The sequence below is a fragment of the Clostridium sp. AF34-13 genome, assembly GCF_003477845.1.
GTDB lineage: Bacteria > Bacillota > Clostridia > Lachnospirales > Lachnospiraceae > Butyribacter > Butyribacter intestini.
Window position 1 is genome coordinate 31,955 of sequence record NZ_QUEB01000018.1, and the last position, 25,158, is coordinate 57,112.

Annotated in this window: 29 protein-coding genes and 1 pseudogene; all 30 read left to right on the forward strand. The window is 34.5% G+C overall.

The genetic code is table 11. From position 1 onward, the window contains the following. The first annotated feature begins 86 nt into the window (after positions 1–86). The 30 genes and pseudogenes from DWZ63_RS13635 (at position 87) to DWZ63_RS13770 (ending at position 25,032) form a co-directional block, all read left to right on the forward strand. On the forward strand, positions 87–827 hold the full coding sequence (locus DWZ63_RS13635) for a hypothetical protein (protein ID WP_118500168.1): 741 nt from the start codon (positions 87–89) through the stop codon (positions 825–827). A 47-nt stretch (positions 828–874) separates the two neighbouring features. After that, a complete protein-coding gene (locus DWZ63_RS13640; RefSeq protein ID WP_118500169.1) occupies positions 875–1,219 on the forward strand; it encodes a hypothetical protein in 345 nt (114 codons plus the stop codon). Positions 1,220–1,253: 34 nt separating this feature from the next. Then, positions 1,254–1,517, forward strand: coding sequence for a hypothetical protein (locus tag DWZ63_RS13645; protein WP_118500170.1), 264 nt, complete (start codon positions 1,254–1,256; stop codon positions 1,515–1,517). Between the two features lie 52 nt (positions 1,518–1,569). Further along, positions 1,570–2,301, forward strand: a complete 732-nt coding sequence (locus DWZ63_RS13650) for a hypothetical protein (RefSeq protein WP_243020637.1) — start codon at positions 1,570–1,572, stop codon at positions 2,299–2,301. A 33-nt stretch (positions 2,302–2,334) separates the two neighbouring features. After that, positions 2,335–4,323, forward strand: a complete 1,989-nt coding sequence (ligA, locus tag DWZ63_RS13655; RefSeq protein WP_118500171.1) for an NAD-dependent DNA ligase LigA — start codon at positions 2,335–2,337, stop codon at positions 4,321–4,323. Between the two features lie 13 nt (positions 4,324–4,336). Continuing rightward, positions 4,337–4,585 (forward strand): hypothetical protein, encoded by a 249-nt coding sequence (locus tag DWZ63_RS13660; protein ID WP_118500172.1) that lies wholly within the window; start codon positions 4,337–4,339, stop codon positions 4,583–4,585. After that, on the forward strand, positions 4,582–4,794 hold the full coding sequence (locus DWZ63_RS13665) for a hypothetical protein (protein ID WP_118500173.1): 213 nt from the start codon (positions 4,582–4,584) through the stop codon (positions 4,792–4,794). Before DWZ63_RS13660 ends, DWZ63_RS13665 begins: the two co-directional genes overlap by 4 nt. A 56-nt stretch (positions 4,795–4,850) precedes the next feature. Beyond that, entirely contained in the window at positions 4,851–5,090 is a 240-nt protein-coding gene (locus DWZ63_RS13670; protein WP_118500174.1) for an HPr family phosphocarrier protein, read from the forward strand. Between the two features lie 10 nt (positions 5,091–5,100). Continuing rightward, positions 5,101–5,322 (forward strand): hypothetical protein, encoded by a 222-nt coding sequence (locus tag DWZ63_RS13675; RefSeq protein ID WP_118500175.1) that lies wholly within the window; start codon positions 5,101–5,103, stop codon positions 5,320–5,322. Between the two features lie 18 nt (positions 5,323–5,340). Further along, complete coding sequence (locus DWZ63_RS15815) at positions 5,341–5,484, forward strand: hypothetical protein (protein WP_182431534.1); 144 nt, start codon at positions 5,341–5,343, stop codon at positions 5,482–5,484. A gap of 13 nt (positions 5,485–5,497) precedes the next feature. Further along, positions 5,498–6,037 carry an AAA family ATPase gene (locus DWZ63_RS13680; protein ID WP_118500176.1) on the forward strand — a complete coding sequence of 180 codons (540 nt, stop codon included), beginning with the start codon at positions 5,498–5,500 and terminating at the stop codon, positions 6,035–6,037. Positions 6,038–6,047: 10 nt separating this feature from the next. After that, entirely contained in the window at positions 6,048–6,380 is a 333-nt protein-coding gene (locus DWZ63_RS13685; protein ID WP_118500177.1) for a hypothetical protein, read from the forward strand. Positions 6,381–6,864: 484 nt separating this feature from the next. Beyond that, positions 6,865–8,124, forward strand: a complete 1,260-nt coding sequence (gene nrdD / locus DWZ63_RS13690; RefSeq protein ID WP_347474866.1) for an anaerobic ribonucleoside-triphosphate reductase — start codon at positions 6,865–6,867, stop codon at positions 8,122–8,124. A gap of 232 nt (positions 8,125–8,356) precedes the next feature. Beyond that, positions 8,357–9,316, forward strand: a pseudogene (gene nrdD / locus DWZ63_RS13695) (anaerobic ribonucleoside-triphosphate reductase); the annotation flags it as partial. 5 nt (positions 9,317–9,321) lie between these two features. Then, on the forward strand, positions 9,322–9,870 hold the full coding sequence (nrdG, locus tag DWZ63_RS13700; protein ID WP_347474867.1) for an anaerobic ribonucleoside-triphosphate reductase activating protein: 549 nt from the start codon (positions 9,322–9,324) through the stop codon (positions 9,868–9,870). Between the two features lie 135 nt (positions 9,871–10,005). After that, positions 10,006–10,755 carry a hypothetical protein gene (locus DWZ63_RS13705; RefSeq protein ID WP_118500178.1) on the forward strand — a complete coding sequence of 250 codons (750 nt, stop codon included), beginning with the start codon at positions 10,006–10,008 and terminating at the stop codon, positions 10,753–10,755. Positions 10,756–10,768: 13 nt separating this feature from the next. Continuing rightward, positions 10,769–11,218, forward strand: coding sequence for a hypothetical protein (locus tag DWZ63_RS13710; RefSeq protein WP_118500179.1), 450 nt, complete (start codon positions 10,769–10,771; stop codon positions 11,216–11,218). A gap of 33 nt (positions 11,219–11,251) precedes the next feature. Beyond that, complete coding sequence (locus tag DWZ63_RS13715; protein ID WP_118500180.1) at positions 11,252–11,689, forward strand: dUTP diphosphatase; 438 nt, start codon at positions 11,252–11,254, stop codon at positions 11,687–11,689. Continuing rightward, on the forward strand, positions 11,661–11,939 hold the full coding sequence (locus DWZ63_RS13720) for a hypothetical protein (RefSeq protein ID WP_243020639.1): 279 nt from the start codon (positions 11,661–11,663) through the stop codon (positions 11,937–11,939). The genes DWZ63_RS13715 and DWZ63_RS13720 overlap by 29 nt, the downstream gene beginning before the upstream one ends. A 205-nt stretch (positions 11,940–12,144) precedes the next feature. Continuing rightward, entirely contained in the window at positions 12,145–12,279 is a 135-nt protein-coding gene (locus DWZ63_RS16155; protein WP_270466965.1) for a hypothetical protein, read from the forward strand. Next, entirely contained in the window at positions 12,257–12,976 is a 720-nt protein-coding gene (locus DWZ63_RS13725) for a Stp1/IreP family PP2C-type Ser/Thr phosphatase (RefSeq protein WP_118500181.1), read from the forward strand. The genes DWZ63_RS16155 and DWZ63_RS13725 overlap by 23 nt, the downstream gene beginning before the upstream one ends. 90 nt (positions 12,977–13,066) lie before the next feature. Continuing rightward, the gene (pknB, locus tag DWZ63_RS13730; protein ID WP_182431535.1) at positions 13,067–15,178 is read left to right on the forward strand and encodes a Stk1 family PASTA domain-containing Ser/Thr kinase; all 2,112 of its coding nucleotides are present in this window, start codon (positions 13,067–13,069) and stop codon (positions 15,176–15,178) included. Continuing rightward, on the forward strand, positions 15,178–16,056 hold the full coding sequence (gene rsgA, locus DWZ63_RS13735; RefSeq protein ID WP_118500183.1) for a ribosome small subunit-dependent GTPase A: 879 nt from the start codon (positions 15,178–15,180) through the stop codon (positions 16,054–16,056). Before pknB ends, rsgA begins: the two co-directional genes overlap by 1 nt. A gap of 33 nt (positions 16,057–16,089) precedes the next feature. Continuing rightward, positions 16,090–16,737, forward strand: a complete 648-nt coding sequence (gene rpe, locus DWZ63_RS13740) for a ribulose-phosphate 3-epimerase (RefSeq protein WP_182431537.1) — start codon at positions 16,090–16,092, stop codon at positions 16,735–16,737. 1 nt (position 16,738) lies between these two features. Then, complete coding sequence (locus DWZ63_RS13745) at positions 16,739–17,545, forward strand: PilZ domain-containing protein (RefSeq protein WP_118500185.1); 807 nt, start codon at positions 16,739–16,741, stop codon at positions 17,543–17,545. Beyond that, positions 17,538–18,230 carry a thiamine diphosphokinase gene (locus DWZ63_RS13750; RefSeq protein ID WP_147353241.1) on the forward strand — a complete coding sequence of 231 codons (693 nt, stop codon included), beginning with the start codon at positions 17,538–17,540 and terminating at the stop codon, positions 18,228–18,230. Before DWZ63_RS13745 ends, DWZ63_RS13750 begins: the two co-directional genes overlap by 8 nt. Positions 18,231–18,312: 82 nt before the next feature. After that, positions 18,313–19,878, forward strand: coding sequence for a methyl-accepting chemotaxis protein (locus DWZ63_RS13755; RefSeq protein ID WP_118500187.1), 1,566 nt, complete (start codon positions 18,313–18,315; stop codon positions 19,876–19,878). Positions 19,879–20,149: 271 nt separating this feature from the next. Further along, the gene (locus tag DWZ63_RS13760) at positions 20,150–21,328 is read left to right on the forward strand and encodes a M20 family metallopeptidase (protein ID WP_022013141.1); all 1,179 of its coding nucleotides are present in this window, start codon (positions 20,150–20,152) and stop codon (positions 21,326–21,328) included. A 134-nt stretch (positions 21,329–21,462) separates the two neighbouring features. Continuing rightward, positions 21,463–22,881 (forward strand): MFS transporter, encoded by a 1,419-nt coding sequence (locus DWZ63_RS13765; protein WP_118500188.1) that lies wholly within the window; start codon positions 21,463–21,465, stop codon positions 22,879–22,881. 111 nt (positions 22,882–22,992) lie between these two features. Next, complete coding sequence (locus DWZ63_RS13770; RefSeq protein WP_118500189.1) at positions 22,993–25,032, forward strand: ATP-binding protein; 2,040 nt, start codon at positions 22,993–22,995, stop codon at positions 25,030–25,032. Positions 25,033–25,158: the final 126 nt, after the last annotated feature.

The window sequence follows — 25,158 nt, forward strand, 5'->3', positions numbered from 1 at the left end:
CCCATAAATAGGGCGTTTCAGAGACTCAAAAAGCCAATGAAAGACGGATTTATTGTCCGTTATTTATTGCATAGAAAGGAGAAAATATGAATTCAAAAGGTATTTTGGCAATTAGAGATACTAAAAATTTATGTTACAAGTGTCTAAAAAAGAAAGATAAGATACAAAAAATCAATATCGGAAGTAGAGGATATGGTAGTTATTTTGATAATTTTAGTACAAGCCTTCAGCTTTGCGATGCTTGTTATGAGGAATCTACAAGAGATAAACCTATTTGGAACATGAAATCGTTAGATGATAATGACATGTATGATGATTCTTATCTATATGACAATGAAATGTCTTCATATTTACATAATCTTCCACTTGAAAGTCGTGAGTTGGTATTTAATAGAAATTCATATGGAGCATGTGCGGGTTGCAATATGAAGCCACAGGATTATATAGATTATGAATTAGATGAATTACCACATAATAAATGTAAGCAGTATTGTATGTATTCACCACAGGAAAGAGCTGCATATAAGGAAAGATTCCCTAACTGTGAATGCGTGAAAATTAAAAAATATAGTGATGGTTCACAGGGAAGTAGTTGTCCTTATGGTGCATTTGGTGATAAGGATGGGAATATTGGATTAAATATAGCAGATGAATGTTATATGTGTACTCATTATAAACCAAGACAAGGAGATATTAAAATTATTGATGAGGTTGCTGAGTATTATAAAAATGAAAAAGATAGGCTTATACATATGATTCAGTATGCTGGTAGTAGACTTGGAGAACTTGAAAAAGATGTAAAAGAATACATAGACAAACATAAATAAAAAGTAGCAATAAACGACAGTTTCTTTGGAAGATTTGGAGGTCGTATATGATGAATGATAGAGCAGTTACAGAATATAAGCTAATTATAAAAATTTGTGACCAGAAAAAATGTGCAGAATATGATCCGTTTGGATTATGTTATGTAGATGATTGCATGAGTTGTCCAAATTCAAGAATAAAAATTATTCGTGAAGACGGAGTAGTAATGCGTGATGATTTTAAAGATAACAAGAACACAACTGAAAAAGATAAATTATGGTCTTATAAAAGAATGTTTGAAAGAGATGGTATAGAACTATTTGAAAAAATGTACAATGTTAATTTTTCAAAATGGCAGAAGAGATATCTTTCAAAAATATTTAATAAGCTAAAGAGTGAAAAGAACAATTAAACCATTATTTCATGTGGAGATTAGGAGGCAGAGAATGAAAGTAATTTTACAGTATACAGATTGTATGTCTGACGATAAGAATATTTTTGGAGTATTAGCCAAAAACAATGTAGAAGTTATTAAAACGAAACAAAAGCAGTTTTCAATTTATCCACTTGTCACGATTAGAGTCAAAGATACAAATACACTTAATAAAATTTTAGAACAGTTAAATGAAAAATCTGTTTACGGGGTTAGGATTGTAAAAGTGAAATCAGATAAATCATTTATTGAGAAATTGAAGATGTTATTTAAATAAATTCACAGTAAACTAAACTTTCATTGAAATTAAAAAGTAGGAGGATTAAGATTTGAAATTTAAAAATACAGAGGTATGGGGATTTGAACACAGTCTCCGTGGAATGAGAAATCCTAAGAATAGTTGGGACAAAAGTGATAGTGGAACAAATTATGATTGTATGAATGGTTGTCGTGAAGATTGCCCACATTTAAATATGGATTGTGACGAAGAATATTGTGATGAATTTAGAATTGGAGCAAATGATATGAAACTTGCACAGACACTTATTAAAGCAGGAAATGAGCATAGAAAGTTTATGCGACAGATTTTTGTATCGGTTGATATTACAGCTCCTTTATATTGGTGGAAAGAATTTGATACGTATAAGGTAGGGACGGTTGCGAACTCAACGAGTACAATGCACAAGCTTGCTACAACACCAATTACATTAGATTGTTTTGAGATTGATGATTATGACAGGAACTTATCTCTTGCTGATAATCCAAAGAATAATGACGGATTAGATAATATTTCAACATTTGAAGAGGATATTATTTATGTATTAGAAAATATTCGTCAGAAGTATCTTGAGACGAAAGATAAGAGATACTGGAAAGAGCTTATACGTTGGCTTCCTGAGAGTTGGTTACAGAAGCGTACAATAACAATGAATTATGAAAATATCCGTAATATGTACTTTCAGCGTAGAAACCATAAGCTTACAGAATGGTCAGAAGCCTTTATTAAATGGGTAGAGTCGCTTCCGTATGCAGAAGAGTTAATTATATATGACGATAAATAAATGTTCATTTTATAGGAATTAGAAAGGAGAACAATGAATAGAAATCAGATAGTTGATAGAGTCAATGAACTCAATAAAGCTTCCGAAGCTTATTACAATACTGGACAGCCTATTATGAGTGATGCTGAGTTTGATAATAAACTTGAAAAATTAAGACAGTGGGAAGAAGAAACTGGTATTGTATTATCTAATAGCCCGACACATAATGTTGGTGCAACAGTATTAGACAATATAAAAGAAGTCACTCATAAAACACCAATGCTCTCACTTGAAAAGTGTCACAGCACAGAAGAGATTGTTAAATTTGCAAATAATCATAATCTTGTGGCTTCTGTAAAATTAGATGGTTTAACAGTGCGTCTCACTTATAAAGATGGTGATTTAATTTTGGCAGAATCCAGAGGGAACGGTACAGTTGGATCTGATGTGACAGAACATGTTAAACAGTTTACTAATGTTCCATTACATATTAATAAGGAAGGAACTTATATAATTGATGGTGAAGCACTAATTAAAGTAGATGATTTTGCAGAGATTAACAAAAATGAAGAATATAAGAATAGCCGTAATTTAGCAGCAGGCACATTATCAAGTCTTGATACATCGGTTGTAAAAGATAGGAAATTGTCTTGGTATGCGTGGGAAGTAGCTGAAGGAGATAGTGATAATTCATTCTACAAAAGATTATTAAATGCTCAGAATTTAGGATTCGATGTAGTTCCGTGTTACGATATTACAATAAATGAATTTAATCAGTTACAGATACATATTGATAATTTTATTAATATTGCAGAAATAGAAAATCTTCCCCAAGATGGTGTTGTATTTAAGTTTGATGATATTACTTACGGTAAATCACTTGGTAATACAAGTCACCATTTCAGGAATGGAATCGCTTACAAAATATTTAACGATTCTGTAGAAACAACATTGAGAGATATTAAATGGAGTTGTGGCAAAACTGGCGTATTAACTCCTGTAGCCATTTTTGACACAGTAGATATTGAAGGAAGCGAAGTTAGTCGTGCATCACTTCATAATGTTTCTGTAATGAATGAGATTCTTGGAAGAAGTTGGAAAGGTCAGAAGATTAGCGTTTATAAAGCCAATATGATTATTCCTGCTATAAGGTGGGCAGAGCAATTTGATTCAAGCAAGTTTGACGATTTAGTTTTAGATGTATCATATATCAATATTCCAGATAAATGTCCTATATGTGGTCAGTCTACTAAGATCATAAAAGACAATAACTCGGAATTACTTGTATGTACCAATGATAATTGTAAGGGCGAGCTTCTTGGTAAGCTTATACATGCGGCTAGTAAGAACGCACTTAACATTGATGGTCTTTCAGAATCTACAATCGAGAAATTCATTAATCTTGGTTGGCTAAACTCAATTAAAGACATATATCATCTATCAGACCACGAAAATGAGATAAAAACCTTGAATGGTTTTGGTAAAAAATCTGTTGAAAAACTTCTTTTATCTATTGAGAAATCACGCAATACATCTTTAGAAAGATTTATCTATAGTTTATCAATTCCATCAATCGGAAAATCAGTAAGTAAAGATATTAGTAAATTATGTGAAGAGAATTTTAATAATTTTATTGCTTTGATGAAATCTGCGCCAGAAAAATTATTAACCATTAATGGCTTTGGTGTTGTTATGATGAATTCAATGGCAAAATGGTGGCATGAAAATTCATTATGGGTATATGACTTGTCAAAGGAATTTACTTTTGAAAAATCTAAATCTGTATCAAACGAAACTTCAAACACATTACAAGGTAAAACATTTGTGGTAACTGGTTCTGTTAATCATTACAAAAATCGTGATGAATTAAAAACTGATATAGTGGCTCATGGCGGCACAGTAGTAGGTTCTGTAAGTTCTAAGACAAATTATCTTATTAACAACGATATAAATTCAACAAGTTCTAAAAATAAGAAAGCAAAATCTTTAAATATCCCAATTATAACTGAAAACGAATTTATAAAGATGTTACATAATTCATAAGAAAGAGGAATTCATGAAAGAAGAATTTACCATAGGACAAATAGTGTTTTATACTCGTATACTCCCAAAAGTGGGAATATACGACTTATTAGAAATAAAGTTACGCACAGTAGAAGACACATATATCGTAGGATGTGATGAAAAGGATCATACAGCCTATCTAATATCAGAAATTGAAGCAGAAGCTAGTATTTTTATATCTCGTAAAGATGCATTGAATAAAATTAAAGAAGAAAAGAAGAAAGGAAAAGAGAATATTTGAAAGGAAGAGAACTAAAGAAGTTGATTCAGGACACAGTAAGAGATGATGATATTGTGTGTCTAGGAGAAAGAAATGATAGTTTAGGAAGATTTGATAGAAAAATTATAGGTGTTGAAACTCGCAATGTTGGATTTGATAAAGACAATACTTATAAAGCTATTATATCAGAAAAATTTGATTCTAATGGAACTATGAAGTTTTGGAGATAGTTTCGGAGAATATATAAATGTAACTAATATTTTGTTTTTTTATTTAGGAGGTTTTAATGTTGGAATTTAAAGTTTTATTAAATATGATTGAAGATGCTAAGAAATTTGTATCAATTGCAAGTAAATATAACATGGATATTATTGCAAGAAATCCTAAAAGTATTTATGAGGTAGACGCATCGTCTATTATGGGAATGTTTTCACTTGATTTATCCGATCCAATCATAATAACGACTAACAATGATGAGCTTGGTAGAAAATTTAAAACAGAAGTTAAAAAATATATTGTACATTAAGGAGGTTGCTATGGCAAAATTTAATGCTGTTGAAAAGAGATGTAATATTGCTGTTATGCTCTTAAACGAATCTAAAGATTTAAAAAATACTAAAAATAAGGAAGATGCAAATAGAATTAAAAAAGAGTGCGTTAATCAGACCAATGAAGTAAATAATATGATAAATGCTCTGAAAGATGCATTGGGAAATTTAGCAATAGCTTGGAAAGAAGCAGATAATTATGCAGACTGAGAGGAGAATATATACGATATGATTACAGTAAAAAGAAAATCTAAAAAAGAAATAAAAAATTACGATAATTTAACATTGGAAGACATCATCAATAAATATGAAATTTATCATGATTCAGCAATTATACATAATGGACATGTTGTTGGTTTCACACATGAATAGGAGAATATAATATATGTTAAAAAATTTATATTTGATATGTGGAAAATCAGGCAGTGGAAAGACATGGATAGTGGACAAATTACATAATGAATATAATTATAAAGTTTTAAAGTCATATACAACTCGTCCTAAACGTCATCCGTCTGATAATGACCATATATATGTATCTCTAAGCAATTATTACATTGATAAAGAAAACGATGGAATTGCAGCAGATACTTACTTCAATAAAAATTTTTATTGGTCTAGGCACGCTCAATTACTTGAAAGTGAGCTATATGTGATAGATAAAAAAGGCATTGAAACCCTAGTTTCATCGGAAAATATAGATCGAAAATTCGTAGTAATTTACATAAAATGTTCTGAAGAAAAGAGAATAGAACATATGAGAATGCGTGGAGATAAGCAGAAAGACATTTATGAGCGTCTATCAAATGATGAGAAAGAGTTTGTAGGTATCGAACATTTTGCAGATTTTATTGTCAACGGCAATTATGATGAAAAATGGCAAACAGTAAAAAATATTATTGATAAATGTGAAAAGGTTTCTTAAGGAGGAAATTATGAACAATATTACAACAAGAAAACAGATTGAAGACATTGCTGAGGTTTTAGGTATTGAAAATATCTTATGTCAGTTGGCAGAAGAATCTTCTGAATTATCTCAGGCTTGTTTAAAGTATCGCAGAACACTCAATGGGCTGACACCAAAAACAAAAGAAGAAGTGATAGACAATCTTATTGAAGAAATGGCTGATGTTCTTCTTAATATAGAGCAGATATATTATCTTTTAGGTAATGATATAAAACCTAAAATTGAGAATATGCAGAATTTTAAAGGCAGTAGATGGTATCGAAGAACTTTTATTACAAATAATCGACCTGAATTAGAATAATATTATATGAATATATGTGGTGGTGGAATATGTAGACACAAGTATGGCTATCGAGTAGAGAGAAATTTGGTAACACATAAAGGAATATCGCCCATCAGTTAAGTGGGAGTACGGTGGTTCTTCATCCTTGGTAGCCCAAGATCTGTACAATAAAAATGTACATGTAGGGTGAAAATCCTTACCCACATATGATTTTATTATAACAATAAAGGTTTAGTTAAATGGAGACATTTATAATAATTTTTATAATACTGTGGTTGGTTGTAACAATTTGTTTGTCGTATATTACATATCTAATAGGATATACAAGAGGGTTTAATTTGAATCAACAGACAGATGATGAGAGAGGAGATTTATAAAGTATGAAGTTTAATATGCTTGATTGTATAGAGTTTGAGATTGATTGGAAAGCCGTGGCAGCTATTGCGGTATGTGTACTTGGATATGCATTGATTAACAGTATTTAAATAGGAGGACATACATATTGACAAATGTAATTAAAAAAGATGGTACAATAGAGCCTTACAACGAACAAAAAATCATAAATGCTTGCAATAAAGCTGCTAGACGTGCTATGTATGAATTATCAGAAAGTGATTATGCAATAATTTTGAACGATGTATTAGCAAAAATAGATGAAAGTTACGATGAAGATACAGATATTGAAATTTACGATATGCATAACATTGTAGAATCTGTTTTGGAAGAAGATTTTCCAACGGTTGCAAAAATGTATAAGGAATATAGAAACTACAAAAAAGACTTTGTACATATGATGGACAAGGTATATGAACGTAGTCAGTCTATCAGATATATTGGAGATAAAAGCAACGCTAATACAGACTCAGCATTGGTGGCAACAAAAAGAAGTTTAATTTATAATGAACTAAGTAGAGAATTATATAAAAAATTCTTTTTAACATATGCGGAAAAACAGGCTAGTAAAGATGGATATATATATATTCATGACGAAAGCGCAAGACTTGACACGGTTAACTGTGATTTGTTTAGAGCTGGAAAGGTTATGAATGGTGGCTTTGAAATGGGTAATATTTGGTATAATGAACCTAATTATCTTGACACAGCATTTGATGTAATGGGAGATATTATTCTTTCAACGGCTGCACAACAGTATGGAGGATTTACAGTTCCAGAAGTAGATAAAATTCTTGTACCATATGCAGAAAAAAGCTATCAAAAATATAAGCAGGAACATTATAATATTTTAACTGAATCAGGCATTTGTATATCGGAATTAAATAGAACAGATTGGGATGAAAAAGCTTCTGAATATGCTAATAAAAAAGTCCAGCGTGATTTTGAGCAGGGATGGCAAGGGATTGAAATGAAGTTAAACTCTGTCGGATCAAGTCGGGGGGATTATCCTTTTGTCACAATGACAATTGGATTAGCAACATCAAAATTTGGTAAAATGGCAGCTATTTCGCTCCTTAAGGTTCATTCAGAAGGACAAGGTAAGAAAGGCTTTAAACGTCCTGTATTATTTCCTAAAATCGTATTTTTATATGATAAAAATATTCATGGTGATGGCTCAGATAAATATCCAAGTGCAGATGTATTTAATGCTGGAATTGATTGTAGTAGTAAAACAATGTACCCCGACTGGTTATCATTAACTGGTGATGGATATGTTGCAGAAATGTATAAAAAATATGGTAAAGTGGTTAGTCCTATGGGTAAGTGCAAATCAGCCCATGTAAAACGGTATTTAACTGTTGCTTAACAGGTGTGGTCTATACGACTGCTAACAGATAGGTCTATGGGAGAAGAAATTCGTCTGAACCATAGATGAAGCTGTGCCTTACAAATAAGGTCAATCGACTATCGGTGATGAGTGTAGCCGAGTAGGAGTGGAGATAAGCACCAACTCCCAAAGATACCGCCCTATGACGAGAATTAGGACATCTCAACAGGGAAAAGCTAGTCAGTGCATATGGTAACATATGATTAACATGTGTAGAGCATTTTTATCACCTTGGTATGAAAGAGGTGGTATGCATCCAGCGGATGAAAGTGATACACCAGTGTTTGAAGGACGCTTCAATCTTGGTGTTGTTTCTCTTCATCTTCCTATGATTCTTGCAAAAGCTCGTAGAGAATCTAAAGATTTCTATGAAGTTCTTGATTATTATCTTGAGTTAATCCGTGGATTACATAAGAGAACATATGATTATATTGGCGAATTAAGAGCAAGTGTAAATCCAGTTGCTTTCTGTGAAGGTGGTTTGCTTGGTGGTAATTTAAAGCCAACAGATAAGATTAAAACAATTCTCCCACCAATGACAATGAGTTATGGAATTACTGCATTGAACGAACTACAAAGACTTTATAATGGTAAATCTATTCGTGAAGACGGGCAGTTTGCATTAGAAGTCATGCAATATATCAACGATTATACAAATCGGATTAAAGAGGAAGATCATATTTTATATGCAATTTACGGCACTCCTGCCGAATCGTTGTGTGGTCTTCAGATTGAACAGTTTCGCAAGATTTATGGAATCATTGAGAATGTATCTGACAAGCCTTATGTAAGTAATTCATTCCATTGTCATGTATCAGAACAGATGTCACCTATTGAAAAACAGGATAAAGAAGGACGTTTCTGGAATTTATTTAATGGTGGAAAGATTCAGTATTGCAGATACAATCTAGGATATAACAAAGAAGCAATTAAAACGCTTATTCTTCGAGCAATGGATAAAGGTTTTTATGAGGGTGTAAATCTTGCTATGTGCTACTGTGAAGATTGCGGATATCAGCAAGTAGAAATGGATATATGTCCTAAGTGTGGTAGCAAGATGATTACTAAAATTGACAGGATGAACGGATACTTGGGATTTACAAGAGTACATGGTGAGACAAGATATAACGAAGCTAAGAATGCAGAAATTGCAGATAGAGTTTCAATGTAAGGAGTGTGGTTCATATCAATTATCATAATATTACACATGACGATATGAACAATGGTGATGGTCTGAGAGTTGTTTTATGGCTCTCAGGCTGTTCTCACCATTGTTATAATTGTCAAAATCCTCAAACTTGGAATCCTGATAGTGGCATTCCATTTGATGAATCAGCAAAACAAGAGATATTTAACGAACTATCTAAAGACTATATATCAGGCATTACTTTCAGTGGTGGCGATCCACTATACGAAAATAACCTTGATGAAGTTCTCAAATTAGTCAAAGAAATCCGTATTTCTTTCCCAACTAAAACTATCTGGTTGTATACGGGATATTCTTATTCAGAAATCTTTCGGGGACAATTATCATGTTGGTCTCAAGAAGGATTAAATAATTTTAAACGCAGAGAAATCATTAAGTTATGTAATATCATGGTTGACGGAGAATATATAGATGCGCAGAAAGACCTATCATTGAAATTCAGAGGTTCAAAAAACCAAAACTGTATTGATGTGAAACAATCTCTTGCCAAAAATAAAATGATTTTGTACTGTGATTAAAAACGAAAAGAAAGGAGCATATATGATTAAATTTTTAATAGGAATGTTTCTAGGGTTATGTATAGGAGTTATAGCTGGTTTTATGATGTGTGCATTATGCAGCATTTCTAAAGAGGAAGGAGAGGATCATTTAGAATGAGTAATTTTCTCATTAAAAAATATAAAGGAACTTATACACTCAAATGTGAATTTGATAAACAGTTAAACGACTTTAACCGTAAACTCAATGGTACTTATGAAGACATAGATGTTTATATCAAATGTGCAAATAATTCTAAAATATTCTATTATGGTAATCGTGGAACTCTACAGTTTTATTGTCCATCACTTTCAAGAGGTCGAAACATTGTTAGAGAAATATATGCTAAATATATAAATCCTAGTAATGTAGAAATATCAATATCAGAGATACAAAAAGATGACAAGATTATAACTCGTAACACTTATAGAATTAAAGATATAGAATTGTTTCAAAAAGATATAAGTAATACAGAGAATATAATATTTGAGGTTGAAGAAACGGATCAGGAAGTCTTGTTTAAATTCAAATATCAGAATATTGACAAACTTGTAGAACTTTTGAAACCATTAACTTCGGGATCTAATCGCTCACCTTTTTCAACAAAATATCTTCTAAAATCCAATTATAAAATACCAGATGAAGACTTAAAGAGGTATAAAGTTATAACCTCAAATTTACCTCAAAACAAGCTTATATCCTTAGTACATACATCACAAAGATTTTTAACAACACTGGCTACATCTCAGAAAAAGCAGGACGAGATGAGAGGTGAAATGAAAAGACTTGGCATGAAAATAAAGGAATATTATCATTATATTCATAAGTGGGACGAGTATTTGGACTATTTAGAGAAGAATATATAAAGGAGATTTATTTATGACAAACAGAGAAAAATTTAAAGAAAAAATCATTGATGTTGCATTGAAAAGTGGTGACAGTTTTGGTTTGGTGAATGGTATAGGAAAAATTAAATCTTGCAAAGAGATGGATTGTTCAGAATGTTCCTTTGATGGATTTAGAGATTGTAGTAAGCAGCGAAAAAAATGGTTAGATAAAGAATGTGAAAAATATATAAATTGGCAGGATATGACTATAGATAGTCCAATTTTAGTAAAGAAAAAAAGAGATGATGAATGGAAAAAAGCATATTTTGCAAAATATGAACATGGTAAAATATATGCATGGGATAGTGGAGCTACAAGTTGGAGTGTCGTGAATGGACTCGCATGGGGATATAAATATGCAAAATTGATAGATAGAGCAGAATATATCAATACATTACTATTTTCTATTCCTACTCATACTCGCACATATAGTTATAAATAAAACAATGAAAAATAGCAACAAGGAGATTAAATCATGGAAACAATAAAGATTAAATATTTTGATAAAGATATTGATAAACTTGAATACATCGGTGGTGATAAATCTAATTGGATAGATCTTCGTTCAGCCGAAACAGTACACCTGAAGAAAGGTGAATTTCATCTAATTCCACTCGGAGTCGGGATGAAGCTACCAGATGGTTATGAGGCGCATGTAGTTCCAAGAAGTTCTACATATAAGAATTTTAAAGTAATACAGACAAATCACATGGGGATTATTGATAATTCATACTCTGGTGATACTGACCAGTGGATGATGCCTGTGATTGCTATAGAAGATACTACAATCAATAAAAATGACCGCATTTGTCAGTTCAGAATTGAAAAGATTCAGCCAGCAGTACAGTTTGAAGAAGTAGAACATTTAGATGAGGTGAGTAGAAGTGGATTTGGAAGCAGTGGAATTAAATAATAAAGTTTATTATATTATGCCAGATTTTTCTGGGAAAAATATACCTGTTAAAGAAGTAGCAAAATTAATGGGAAAAGACCAACAGTTTATTCGACAGGGTATAATAAATGGGAAATTACCAATAGGAACTGCATTTAAGAAAAAAATAATTGATACAAAATGGAATAAAGAAAAAGAGTCTTCTCAATACGACTTTTATATAAGTCCAAAACTACTTTGGGAATATACAGGAATAATTTATAAAGAATAATAAATAAGAATAGGGATAAGTTAATGATGATATAATAAACATCGTTGCAATGACTTGCCCTATTCTTTTATTTATGTTAATATGGAAAGGTCGAAATGATAACCTTTTATTATGGATAAAATTATATGATATACGCTCTAAATATGTGTGGTACTTGTATAGTAAGACGCATTACAAGACGCATATATAACAAGGAGGTTAATAAATGGGGGATTGTAAGACGATTCTATTTAATGTTACTATAAGAAGAGAGATGGGCAGGGATATTGATGCCGCCTGCGGTCAGCTTAGAAATAAAGAACGAGGAGGAAACGACGATGAAAGCATATGCAAAGACTGATATCGGGAGCAAACGAGCCATGAATCAGGATTCCGTTTACTGCAATGAAAATTCAGTTGGTGGTTTCCAAAATCTGTTTATTGTAGCAGATGGCATGGGTGGACATAAAGCAGGAGATTATGCGTCAAAGCTTTGTGTTGAGAAAATGGCTGAATCCATAAAAAACAGCGAAAGTATAACACCGGTAACGACATTGGAGGAGGCGGTAAAGGTCGCCAATAATGCCGTTCTTGCAGAAGCAAAAGCGAATGTTGAATATGAGGGCATGGGAACTACTATGGTAGCATGCACTGTTATGGATAATACATTATATATTGCTAATATTGGGGATTCTCGTCTGTACATCATAAGTGATGATATAAAACAGATAACAAATGATCATTCATGGGTAGAGGAAATGGTCAAAAAGGGTGAACTCACCGAAAGCCAGGCGAGGATACACCCACAGAAGAATATTATTACGAGAGCTTTAGGAATTGACGAGACAGTTCACGCAGATTATTTTGAGGTAGATGTAAAGCCGGATGATAAGATACTTATGTGCAGTGACGGTCTTACAAACATGGTTGAGGATGATGATATAGAGTATATAGTGCGTCATAGCGGCTCTATAGAAAAAGCAGTAGACAGTCTTGTTGAGAAAGCTAATGAGAATGGTGGGAAAGATAACATTACAGTTATTTTGGTTGAAATATAGACCAAATACATATAGCCGGATCCGGATGCATACATCCGGAAAAAAAGATTATAAATGAGATTTATGCCTGATGGCAGAATGGAGGAAAGTATGATTAATCCCGGAATGATGATCAGTGACAGATATGAAATTATTGATAGAGTGGGTTCGGGTGGAATGGCAGATGTCTATAAGGCCAAATGTCATCGTTTGAATAGATATGTTGCAATAAAAGTTTTGAAACAGGAATACAGCAGTGACGCAAAATTTGTTGCAAAATTCAGGGCAGAGGCACAATCCGTTGCAGGATTGTCACATCCGAATATAGTTAATGTGTATGATGTTGGAGAGGACAATGGACTTCATTATATTGTCATGGAACTTGTTGAGGGCATCACATTAAAGAAGTTTATCGAGAAAAAGGGCAAGCTTGATGTGAAAGAGGCTGTCGGCATCGGAATACAGATAGCACAGGGAATGGAAGCAGCCCACAATAACCATATTATACACAGGGATATTAAACCACAGAATATAATCATTTCAAAAGAAGGAAAAGTAAAAGTAACGGATTTTGGAATTGCAAAAGCGGCAACATCAAATACAATTACATCAAATGCTATGGGTTCTGTTCATTATATAAGTCCTGAACAGGCAAGAGGCGGTTACAGTGATGAGAAGAGTGATATATATTCGCTCGGAGTGACTTTATATGAGATGCTCTCAGGAAAAGTGCCTTTTGAGGGAGAGAGTACGGTCACGGTTGCCCTCGCTCATATACAGGATGAAGCGGTTCCACTTCAACAGCTTGATCCTAATATACCGTTAAGCCTTTCAAAAATTGTGCAGAAATGTATGCAGAAGAAACCGGATATGCGTTATATGTCTTCTGCGGCACTTATTTCTGATCTTAAGAGATCTTTGTCAGAGCCGGATGGGGCATATGTAAATATTGTAGATGATGAGGATGATTTTTCGCCTACAATCAAATTTTCAAGTGACGATGTAAACAAAGTAAGAGATGCATCAAGAGGAAGATATGCTCAGGAGGAGAACATAGAACCGCAGGAGGAAGAAATCGGCGATGATGATGCGATAGACCCTAAGCTTGAAAAGATATTAAAAATATGCAGTGTGGTTGTTGCAGTTATTATTCTTATAGTGATTCTTTTGATAATCGGAAAAGTGAGCGGCTGGTGGGGCAAGGGCTCAGGAAAAGACGATAAGGATGTGACTTCAATAACAACGGAGGCACCGGCAGAAACAACAGCAGAGGCAACAGAAGAACCTAAGGCAGGCATGGTAGAAGTTCCTAATATAAGCGGCAAAACACTTGAAGAAGCACAGGAGATACTTGAAGAAAAGAAACTTAAGTGGAGACTTGAACCGGTGGAGTCAGATGAGACACCAAATACGGTCTTAGAGCAGAGTCCTGATGCGGGAAGCAGCGTTGAAGAATATTCACGCGTAACCATTAAGTATAGTAAGGGAAGCAGTGGTGTTACGATACCGGAGCTTACAAAGTTTACAAAGGATGATGCTACAAAGAAACTTGAAGCTTTGGGACTTTCCGTTTCATCAACATCAGAAGAATACAGTGATACGGTTGATAAGGGACTTGTGTGTGGCACGGATCCTGTTGTGGGCTCAAGTGTAAAATCAGGCTCATCCGTAAAACTTATCTTAAGTAAAGGTCCTGAGAGTGATAATGTTACAATGCCAAATATCGTTGGTATAAAAGAGGCAGTTGCGCTTGACAGGCTCACGGCAAGAGGTCTTACGGGAAATTCATCAAATGTTTCTTATATTTACTCAAGTAAGTATGCAAAAGGAATCGTTGTAGGTCAGACTATCGAAGCCGGCACAAAAGTTCCGGTCGGAACAGTTGTGGATTATACAGTCAGCATGGGAACAAAAAGCTCTGACACGAAGCCGACAGCAAAACCAACACCAAAGCCAGTATATAATTATAGTTATGAGGGCAGTGTTACGGTAAGCGGCAATCCGTTTGATTATGAGGATGATGAACCTGCTGTTATCAAACTTGTTCTTGAGCAGGATGGAAAGACTAAGACTATATATAAGGGAACACTTTCCTATGATGATTTCCCAAAGAAATTTTCAATAAAGGGCTGGAGTGAGAACAATGGTACAGTAACATTGTATAAAGGCGATGTTGCAACTGGTAATTCATACAATGTTGAATTTAAAAAGGTTAGGCAGTAATGCAGGGAAAGATTATAAGAGGAATAGGCGGCTTTTACTATGTTGATACAGACTTGCCGGGAGTTGTGGAATGTAAAGCAAAGGGAATATTCAGAAATAAAAAAGTAAAGCCGTTAGTTGGAGATAATGTAGAAGTTAAGATACTTGACAGGGAAAGAATGCTAGGGAGCATTGAAAAGATACTGCCGAGAAAAAATTCCATAATAAGACCTGCCGTTGCAAATGTGGATCAGGCTGTTGTGATATTTTCGGCATCAGTCCCAAAGCCAAACCTTAATCTGCTGGATAGATTTCTGCTTATGATGCAGACACAGGGGATTGCAACAGTTATCTGCTTTAATAAAAAAGATGATGCAGATGAAAAATATCTGGCAGAACTTGCGGATAATTATCGTGGGTGCGGCAGCCGGATATTTATGACAAGCACATTTACAGGCGAAGGAATCAAAGAATTTGGAGAGTGTCTTAAAAACAAAACATCTGTACTTGCAGGACCATCAGGTGTAGGAAAGTCATCTATAATAAACAGACTGTTTCCGGAAGCAGGGATGGAGATTGGTGAGATAAGTGAAAAAATTAAAAGAGGAAAGCACACAACAAGACATTCTGAACTTTTTTCACTTGGTGACGGAATTTATATTATGGACACACCGGGATTTACTTCTCTTGGACTTCCAAATCTTGAAAAAGAGGAACTCAGGGATTATTATCCGGAATTTGAGGAGTATAAAAATAGCTGTAAGTTTTTGGGATGTGTTCACATACATGAGCCACAGTGCAGTGTAAAGATTGCACTTGATGAGGGCAGGATTCCAAAGGGACGATATGATAATTACAGACAATTTTTTGATGAAATTAGCAATAAAAGAAAATATTAAGCACAGGAGGAACTCTATATAATGGAGGAAAAAATAAGTAAACTTGCACCGTCAATACTTTCGGCAGATTTTTGCAAATTAGGGGAACAGATACACGAGCTTGAAGAATGTGATATTGAGCTTCTGCATATTGATATAATGGATGGAGAGTTTGTTCCGTCTATATCTTTTGGTATGCCGGTTATAAAATCAATCAGGAAAATAACGGATATGTTTTTTGATGTGCATTTAATGGTAAATGAACCGGTAAGATATGTTGAGGATTTCGCTAAGTGTGGAGCTGATCTTCTGACGGTTCATTATGAGGCATGTAAAGATGTAAGGGCAACTTTGGAAAAGATTAAAGAAGCAGGCATGAAATGTTCTGTGGCGATAAGTCCTGATACGGAAGTGTCAAAATTAGAAGGTCTTTTGGACATTGTTGATGTTGTACTGGTGATGAGTGTATATCCGGGATTTGGCGGTCAGAAATTTATAAGAGAATCATTGGAGAAAGTTAGAAAGCTTGACAATATCAGAAAAGAAAGTAAATCTGATTTCCTGATAGAAATAGACGGTGGAGTAAATATTGAAAATGCAAAAGAAATAGCTGAAAACGGAGTTGACTGGATTGTCGCCGGAACTGCTGTATTTGGCGGTGATATTAAAGAAAATATAAGAAAATTAAAGGGGGAATTTTAAATTGCTTCTCGAAAATATACCTTTAGGAAGAACGGTAGAAATATTTGTTGATAGAGAGGGGTATAGGTACAGACTTACCAGTAAGGCAGAGTATGTTGACAAAAAAAAGATCTGCGTGACACTTATTGCTGCAAGAGGAAAAGTTTTTAAGTTTAATCCTGAGGATTCTATAAGTATTGTTTACAGAGACAGTGATAATATGTGGAAATGGGAAGAATGTCGGGCAGGTATGGCAAAGCTAGACAATAGTCTTATTCATTTTTTTGAGATAAAGGATAAAGGGAAATCCTTTAACAGACGGAATGCATACAGGGTAGATCTTGATACAGAGACTATGTTTGGTTTTTATATGGATGCGAAAACAGGACTTAAAGTTTCAGAAATGCCTTATCCGGATGTTGATGACCCTGAATTTGCAGCATATAAGACACCGGTTCCGGAATTTGTGCAGGGATTTATCAAGGATGTCAGTGAAACAGGAATAAATATCTGTCTTAACATAAAATTAAAGACGGATGATGCGGTATTTTTTAATATTCCATCAAAATTCGGCCAATTAAAAGCTAAGGCACAGGTCGTAAGAAAAAGCGATATAACGACAAAGGGAAGTAAGTATTCATATTCATATGGCTGTGTATTTTTGCAGACAGATAAAAGGCTTATAAAATACATATATGATATTCAGCGTGAAGCGTTGAAGCGTCAAAAAGAGATGTATTATATGGAAAAAGAGTTGCGAAAGAGCCATCAGACAAAGACAGGAGAAATTCCAAAGCCCGAAAAGGAAGAAATAAGTGAAAATGACTGATAATAAAACATTTGGCAAAACATTGCTTCTTAGTGGAGGCAAAACAGACATAGACTTTGTGAGTATATACCTTAAATCACATAAATTTGATACAGTGGTATGTGCTGATTCAGGACTTGAAACAGCATGTAAACTTGATGTAAAAGTTGACTGTTTTATGGGGGATTTTGACAGTGTATCACCTGGAATTCTTGACAAATATATGAATAAAATGATAAAATCCTCAATAGATGCACAGTTTATACGATATCCTGCGGAAAAAGATGCGACAGATACAGAGCTTGTTCTTGATTATATTTTAGAAAATTACCCGTCACAGATTATTATAATAGGTGCAACAGGAGGGAGGATTGATCATCTTCTCGCAAATATTGGAATATTATCAAAAGCATTGGAAAATGGTGTTGAAACATATATCATTGATTCTTACAATAAAATTTATCTTATAGACGGGGAAACAGAGTTGTATAAAGATGATATATGGAGTAAATATATTTCATTTTATCCTTATACGGATGAAGTGAAAAATTTACGATTATCAGGATTAAAGTATGAACTGGAAGGAGTTGATGTAATAAAAGGCAGCAGCAGAACAGTTAGTAACGAATTTGCAGAAGGTGTTGATAAAGCTTATGTATCGTTTGACAGTGGGATTTTGACAGTTATACAGTCGAAAGACAAATGATATGAAAGTGTGGACTAAGGTTGGTTATGCATACTTGCCAACGATAGTCTTAGTATAGGTATGCAGGAAGAGAGAAGTTTTTATGAGTTTAAATGAAAAAGATAAGCTGGAAAAATTTGAAGAAAAGATTGTTGTAAAATACAGAAAGTACAGTAAAAAAACAGAACGTGTGAAAAAGACAAATCAGATGGTTATAGTATGTATGTCCATAATAAAAGGTTTTTTATTGCTTGGTTTTATAACTCAGATCTTATTGGGTGAACAGAGAACAGGATTTATGGGACTTCCGACAGTTTTGCTGGGACTCAGTCTTATAGCAGACTGGGTATTGTATTTAAAAGATCATTCATCTGTTATTTTGAAAGCTGTCATGCTGTATGGATTTCTGCTTGTCTATGCAATACTTAATTTTATGAACGGTTCTCAATTTGTTATTCTTTATATAATCCCTCCATTATTTTGCTGTATGCTTTATTATCATAAGCAGTTTAATGCAAGTATAGTTATAATTGCAACAGCTATACTGGCAATACGTGCCGTAAAAGATATTATAACAGTTGGAAATATCAATCAGTCAGAATTTATGATGATAGTGATTACTGTTATGGCAATGTTGTTTTTTCAGTGGTCAACAATGGTTCTCAAACAATTTGATCATGATGCCATACATACGATGAGAGATGAGCAAAAACGACAGAGTGCCATGATGAAAGATATTTTGGGTGTTGCTGATACAACCAGAGGTAAAGTAGAAGAAACATCAGAAAGGATGATGTCATTAAAGGATTCTACAAGTCATGTAAATCAGTCATTACATGAAATAGCACAGGGAATATTAAGTACGGCAGAAAGTATTCAGGAACAGTCAGAGATGACAGGAGAAATTCAGAAAGCTGTCAGTGTAGCAAAAGAAAATACGATTGAGGTTGTTAAAGCAGCTCAAAATTCATCAGAGCAGATGAGTAATAATTCAAAAAGAATGGAAATACTTAGAAATCAATCAGAAGATATTGAATCTGTAGAAAGAGATGTACAGATGGCGATGAATGAGCTTAAAGCAAAGGCAGAAGAAGTTTCGGAGATAACAAAGGTCATATTTTCGATATCAGACCAGACGACTCTTCTTGCATTAAATGCATCCATTGAAAGTGCGAGAGCAGGTGAGGCGGGCAAAGGTTTTGCGGTTGTTGCAGATCAGATAAGAGATCTTTCAGATCAGACCAAAAAGTCTACCGAACAGATTGAACAGATTGTTAATGAGTTAAACAATAATGCAGATCTTACTGCAAATCTTATTGAGAGATCAAAAACCGCAACAAATCGTCAAAAAGATCTTATTGAAGAAAATGTCAAGAGTTTTGATGAACTTAGCAGGCAGTCAGAGGAGTTATCAGGAAGTGCAGATAATCTTGAAAGAGAGATAGAGAGACTCTTTGAATCAAATAACCGAATTGTAGAGAGTATTACACAGCTTTCTGCTGTAAGTGAAGAAGTAACAGCAAGTACTCAGGAAGCAAGTAATATGAGTGAAAATGACATGAAAGAATTAGATTCAGTCGCAGCAAGTGTAAGAGGATTGCAAGAAACAGTGGAAGAACTAAAAAAATATAATTCCGGTACAGAAAATGATGCAAACGAAACAGTATAATTGTAAGTTTCAATAAATATATCGATTAAAAATCCAATTTGCAAATAAGATGCAGATTGGATTTTTTGTTTCAGACCAAACTGTTGCGGTTGATGTCAATACAATGAGCAAGCTCAGATATTACCGATTATATTTTTATGGCTGAACTGTTACCGTTTGATAATAAATTTTTTGTGATTTCTTGTATTTTTATATTTGCTTTGGTAAAATATATTAAATAAAGTAAATTCCGTATGTCAAATTCGGAAATGACCTAAGAGGAGGACTACAGATGGATTTTTATAAACGAGCAGTTGAACTTAAAGATGAGACTATAAAAAACAGGCGTTATATACACGAACATGCTGAGACGGGTCTTGATATACCTGTGACAAAGACATTTGTTATAGAGAAACTTAAAGAATATGGCATAGAGCCCAAAGAGTGTGGATATGGTATTACTGCAGTTTTAGGAAAAGGCGGAGGAAAAGTGCTTTTACTTCGTGCTGATATGGATGCACTTCCGATGCCGGAGCAAAGTGGTGAGGAATTTGCCTGCCCTACCGGAAAAGCAGCACACACCTGCGGTCATGATTTTCACGCAGCAATGCTTCTTACGGCGGCAAAGATGTTAAAGGAAAACGAAGATATACTTGAGGGAACGGTCAAGTTTATGTTTCAGCCGGCGGAGGAGACATTTGAGGGAAGTAAAAATATGATAGAAAATGGCATACTTGAAGCACCGAAGCCTGATGCAGCACTTGCATACCATGTTTCTCCGGGAAAGATGCCCGTCGGAATATTTATGTATAACTCAAAAGACACAATGATGTATTCGGTAGATGGATTTAAAATAATCATAAAGGGAAAAGGTTCTCATGGTGCATATCCTCATGTTGGAGTCGATCCGATAAACATTGGTGTCCATGTTCATCTTGCTTTGCAAGAACTTATCGCCAGAGAGAGTGATCCTTCAAAAGCCTGTGTTCTTACGATAGGTCAGTTTAAAGCGGGAACGGCAGCAAACATCATACCGGAGGAGGCCATTTTGCAGGGGACTATCCGCACAAATGACAATGCCGCAAGAGAAAAGCTTGTCAGAAGAATGAAAGAAGTTGCACAAAAGACTGCTGAGGTTTACAACGGTTCAGCAGAGATAGAAATGATCTCGGAGGTACCGCCGCTTATATGTGACACTGATATGACAAACGAGATAGTTGGTTTTATGAAAGAACTTGATATACCGGGACTTACACCGTATCCTGATGTATCGGCAAGTGCTTCGGAGGATTTTGCGGTCATAGCTGAGAAAATACCAAGTACATTTATGTATTTGTCAGCAGGTTACATGGACGAGCGTGGAGAGTTTCCGGCACATCATCCAAAGGCAAGATTTAATGAGGATGTATGTCCTATAGGAAGTGCGTGCCTTGCACACTGTGCTGTGGAGTGGCTTAAAAAACATAAATAAAAATAGTGATTTGAGATATCAGTTGTGGCAGAATGTTTTTTGTATATGCCATCATACAGATACTTAATTAGTGTGATAAGCGTATATAGAGTGGATGATAATATTCTAACAATCAGAAGTACGGGGAGAAAAATATGGCAGACACACAGAATATACAGGTGGCGATACCGCTTCCAGAAAAAAAGAGGAAATTTGTTCAAGCAGGATGTATATGCATGATGCTTTCTGTAGCAATGTACGGACTTGTTTTTGCAACTTTGACATCACCGATATTGGAGAGCGTAAATGCTATGGGATATGTCGGACTGTTTTCGATATTTTCAGCACTTGGTCTTTCAATAATGACACCGATAGGCGGAAAACTGGGAGACTTAATAGGGCGAAGAAATATAGTTGTTATACCGGGAATCATTTGTGCTGTATGTGGCATAGCATTTGCATTTGTCCGTTCACTTGTTCCACTTATGATATTAAGATTTCTGATAAGTCTTGCACAGGGAGCATTTACTGCTGCACCGTACATTATAACCGGATTGATAAATGAAAGAAAAAAGGTTCCAAAGGCAATGGGGATGCTTGCAACATCGATTGCGGTAGGAGGATTTGGTGGCAGTATTTTAGCTGGTGTGCTTACTGATATGGGTATGCTTAAAGCAGCAATAATAATGCCTGCCATACCTCTTATAGCAGGAGTTATGCTTATAGGCTTTAATCTTCCAAATCAGAAAAATGAAGGAAGTGTATCACTTGATATATCGGGTATCATAACGCTGGTGATAGCATTGTGCGGTATATTACTTCCGCTTAACTTTGGTTCATCAATGGGATTTGCACATCCTGCAATTATAACAGGTTTTGTTATCGGTGTTATAGCATTGATATTGTTTGTGAAAATTGAAAATAAAACAAATGAGCCGCTTATTCCAATGTATTTGTTTAAAAATAAGAAATATACAGTTCTACTTGTGATAGGATTTATATGTTATTTTTACCAGAATGCGATGAATGTTTATGCACCTGTTGGAGCATTGCAAGTTATGAAAGCATCTGCAAGTCTTACAGGTGCATTGCAAATGCCAAGAACAATTCTTACTATTATACTTCCTACAATAGCGGGAGTCTGGGTTGGAAAAAAGACAGCAAATGCGTGGAAAGCTATGGTTGTTGGAACAGTATTTGTAGCAATACCTATGTTTATGATGGCATTTACGACACCATCTACATCAATAATATTATATTTTGCAGCACTTACAATAACAGGTATTGCTGAGAGTTTCAGAGCCGTTTCAATTACTCCATCGGCACAGTCTGCATTAGAGCCGCATGACATGGGAGTTGGCACATCGCTTGTGAATTTTGCTAATTCACTTGCACAGACTATTTCTGCAGCAGTTTTTGCTGTTGCATATAATGCCTGCACAGCATCAGATCCGACAAATACGACATTGATAAAAAATGGTGTAAATGCGGTATTTTTGGTAGCGGCAGTAGTGACGGTAGCAGGATTTATTCTTGTTGTAACGGTGATAAGACCACTTATGGATGAGAAATAAATACAATATACATTAAGAAAATTGACAATGTTAAACTAGTAAATTGTATTTTTGCGGTCAGAGTGTTTTAAAGCCTGTTGACCGCAAAAAGTATATATAGGGAGAAAAAGTATGTCCGATGATAAAAAAGATATTTGTGAAAATATGCATATTATGGATTATGGTGATATAGAAGATACCTTATATAATGCCGGAATTGGTATATGGTCGATAGAACTGCACGATGACAGTGAGCCATGTATGTATGCGGACAAAACCATGAATATGCTTTTAGATATAAAAATTGAAGATACACCTCAGTATAGGTATCAGGAATGGAGCAGCCGGATTGACAGTGATTATCTGGAGCAGGTGATGAAGTCTGTTGATAGTATGGTCAAAAATGGCAAATCAGAATGTACATATGCGTGGCATCATCCTAAATTAGGGAAGAGATATGTACGATGCGGTGGTGTCTGTGACAAAAAATTTAAAAATGGCATAAAACTAAAAGGTTATCATCAGGATGTAACGGATATACAGTTAAAAGAGGAAAAACATAAGAGGGTACTTAGTGAGCAATATGCGGTTATTGACGCTTTTAGCAGTATTTACAGTGTTGTTTGGGCATATGATATAAAGAAAAATACTGTCAGAGTCATAAATCAGGATGCTGCACTGTTTACACCGGCAGACGAAGCCGGGTATGATGCGAAAAAGACAATAGAAATAGTAATAGACAGGTGTGTAGCAAAAGAATATCAGGATATAATGAGGAAGTTTTATAATCTTGACAGGATTGCTCTGCAGCTCGAAAAAGAAAAAAGTATATCAGAGGAGTTTGTTGACACAATACTTGGATGGTGCAGGATAACGGCACTTCCGATAAACAGGGATAATTCCGGAAAAGTTGAACAGATCATCGTAGGTATTCAGAAGATAGATGAGGAAAAGAGAAAAGAACTTGAGTCACAGACATTACTTGCAAAGGCATATGAGGAAGCAAAAAGGGCAAATGTTGCAAAAACGGAATTTCTTGCAAGAATGTCACATGATATAAGAACTCCTATGAACGGTATTCTTGGAATGGCGAAAATAGCTGGAAAGTGCATTGATAATAAAGAAAAGATATTATATGCACTTGAAAAGATAAATGATTCGGGGAAACAGCTTGAAGCACTTATAAATGATGTGCTCGACATGAGCAGGCTTGAAAGTGGGAAGACTGAACTTACAAGAGAAAGGTTTGATATATGCAGCCTTATGACAAATTGTTTTGAGTCTCTATCCACGATGGCAGTGGAAAATGATGTTGTGATGGTTGGAGTGCATTTCAATGTGAAGCACAAAAAAGTGGTAGGGAGTCCGTTGCATATTCAAAGAATATTACTTAATATTTTGTCAAATTCAGTTAAGTATAATAAAAAGAATGGAACAACGGAATTGTGGCTTGATGAAGTATTTATGAATAAAGAAAAATCCATGTATTGCTTTACGGTAAAAGATACCGGAGTAGGTATGAGCGAGGACTACATAAAGCATATCTTTGAACCTTTTTCAAGAGAACATACGGATGCGGGAACGGATTATCATGGAACTGGTCTTGGAATGGCAATTACTAAAGAACTTGTTGAACTGATGGATGGAATTATAGAGGTAGAAAGTACACTCGGTCAGGGTTCTGCATTTAAATTCCAGATACCATTTAAGGTTTGCGAGGATGAAATGCCGGTATTTAGACAAAGAAGTGTTCCTAAAGACATAACCGGTGTAAATATTTTGCTCGTTGAGGATAATGAACTTAATATGGAAATAGCCAAATTTCTGCTTGACGATGCAAAAGCAATCGTTACTACGGCATATAATGGTTTTGAAGCTGTAGAGAAGATTAAAAAATCCTGTGAAGACGGAGTGGATAGCAGATATGATGTTATCCTTATGGATATAATGATGCCTGAGATGAATGGTCTTGAAGCATCAATGGCAATCAGAGAAATGGGCATGGATTATACAGACAATATACCTATAATTGCCATGACGGCAAACGCTTTTACGGAAGATGTAAAAAAATGTTTCGAGGCAAAGATGAGTGATCATATAAGTAAGCCTATAGATATTGATAAGGTGACAAATGCCATATACAGGCTGGTTCATAAATCAGATGGCATATAAATTTATGAGTTAATAAGAAGAAAAATTAAAGCGGATAAAATAACTTAAATTACTTGACATTTAAGTAATTATATGAGAAAATTTAAGTAAATTTAAATAGTGAAATATGTCAATGCAATATTTTGC

Excerpts from the sequence above, each read along its gene's own strand:
- DWZ63_RS13635 (WP_118500168.1), top strand. The coding sequence starts at position 87 with ATGAATTCAAAAGGTATTTTGGCAATTAGAGATACTAAAAATTTATGT.
- DWZ63_RS13640 (WP_118500169.1), top strand. The coding sequence starts at position 875 with ATGATGAATGATAGAGCAGTTACAGAATATAAGCTAATTATAAAAATT.
- DWZ63_RS13645 (WP_118500170.1), top strand. The coding sequence starts at position 1,254 with ATGAAAGTAATTTTACAGTATACAGATTGTATGTCTGACGATAAGAAT.
- ligA (WP_118500171.1), top strand. The coding sequence starts at position 2,335 with ATGAATAGAAATCAGATAGTTGATAGAGTCAATGAACTCAATAAAGCT.
- DWZ63_RS13660 (WP_118500172.1), top strand. The coding sequence starts at position 4,337 with ATGAAAGAAGAATTTACCATAGGACAAATAGTGTTTTATACTCGTATA.
- DWZ63_RS13670 (WP_118500174.1), top strand. The coding sequence starts at position 4,851 with ATGTTGGAATTTAAAGTTTTATTAAATATGATTGAAGATGCTAAGAAA.
- DWZ63_RS13675 (WP_118500175.1), top strand. The coding sequence starts at position 5,101 with ATGGCAAAATTTAATGCTGTTGAAAAGAGATGTAATATTGCTGTTATG.
- DWZ63_RS15815 (WP_182431534.1), top strand. The coding sequence starts at position 5,341 with ATGATTACAGTAAAAAGAAAATCTAAAAAAGAAATAAAAAATTACGAT.
- DWZ63_RS13680 (WP_118500176.1), top strand. The coding sequence starts at position 5,498 with ATGTTAAAAAATTTATATTTGATATGTGGAAAATCAGGCAGTGGAAAG.
- DWZ63_RS13685 (WP_118500177.1), top strand. The coding sequence starts at position 6,048 with ATGAACAATATTACAACAAGAAAACAGATTGAAGACATTGCTGAGGTT.
- DWZ63_RS13705 (WP_118500178.1), top strand. The coding sequence starts at position 10,006 with ATGAGTAATTTTCTCATTAAAAAATATAAAGGAACTTATACACTCAAA.
- DWZ63_RS13710 (WP_118500179.1), top strand. The coding sequence starts at position 10,769 with ATGACAAACAGAGAAAAATTTAAAGAAAAAATCATTGATGTTGCATTG.
- DWZ63_RS13715 (WP_118500180.1), top strand. The coding sequence starts at position 11,252 with ATGGAAACAATAAAGATTAAATATTTTGATAAAGATATTGATAAACTT.
- DWZ63_RS16155 (WP_270466965.1), top strand. The coding sequence starts at position 12,145 with ATGGGGGATTGTAAGACGATTCTATTTAATGTTACTATAAGAAGAGAG.
- DWZ63_RS13725 (WP_118500181.1), top strand. The coding sequence starts at position 12,257 with ATGAAAGCATATGCAAAGACTGATATCGGGAGCAAACGAGCCATGAAT.
- pknB (WP_182431535.1), top strand. The coding sequence starts at position 13,067 with ATGATTAATCCCGGAATGATGATCAGTGACAGATATGAAATTATTGAT.
- rsgA (WP_118500183.1), top strand. The coding sequence starts at position 15,178 with ATGCAGGGAAAGATTATAAGAGGAATAGGCGGCTTTTACTATGTTGAT.
- DWZ63_RS13750 (WP_147353241.1), top strand. The coding sequence starts at position 17,538 with ATGACTGATAATAAAACATTTGGCAAAACATTGCTTCTTAGTGGAGGC.
- DWZ63_RS13755 (WP_118500187.1), top strand. The coding sequence starts at position 18,313 with ATGAGTTTAAATGAAAAAGATAAGCTGGAAAAATTTGAAGAAAAGATT.
- DWZ63_RS13760 (WP_022013141.1), top strand. The coding sequence starts at position 20,150 with ATGGATTTTTATAAACGAGCAGTTGAACTTAAAGATGAGACTATAAAA.
- DWZ63_RS13765 (WP_118500188.1), top strand. The coding sequence starts at position 21,463 with ATGGCAGACACACAGAATATACAGGTGGCGATACCGCTTCCAGAAAAA.
- DWZ63_RS13770 (WP_118500189.1), top strand. The coding sequence starts at position 22,993 with ATGTCCGATGATAAAAAAGATATTTGTGAAAATATGCATATTATGGAT.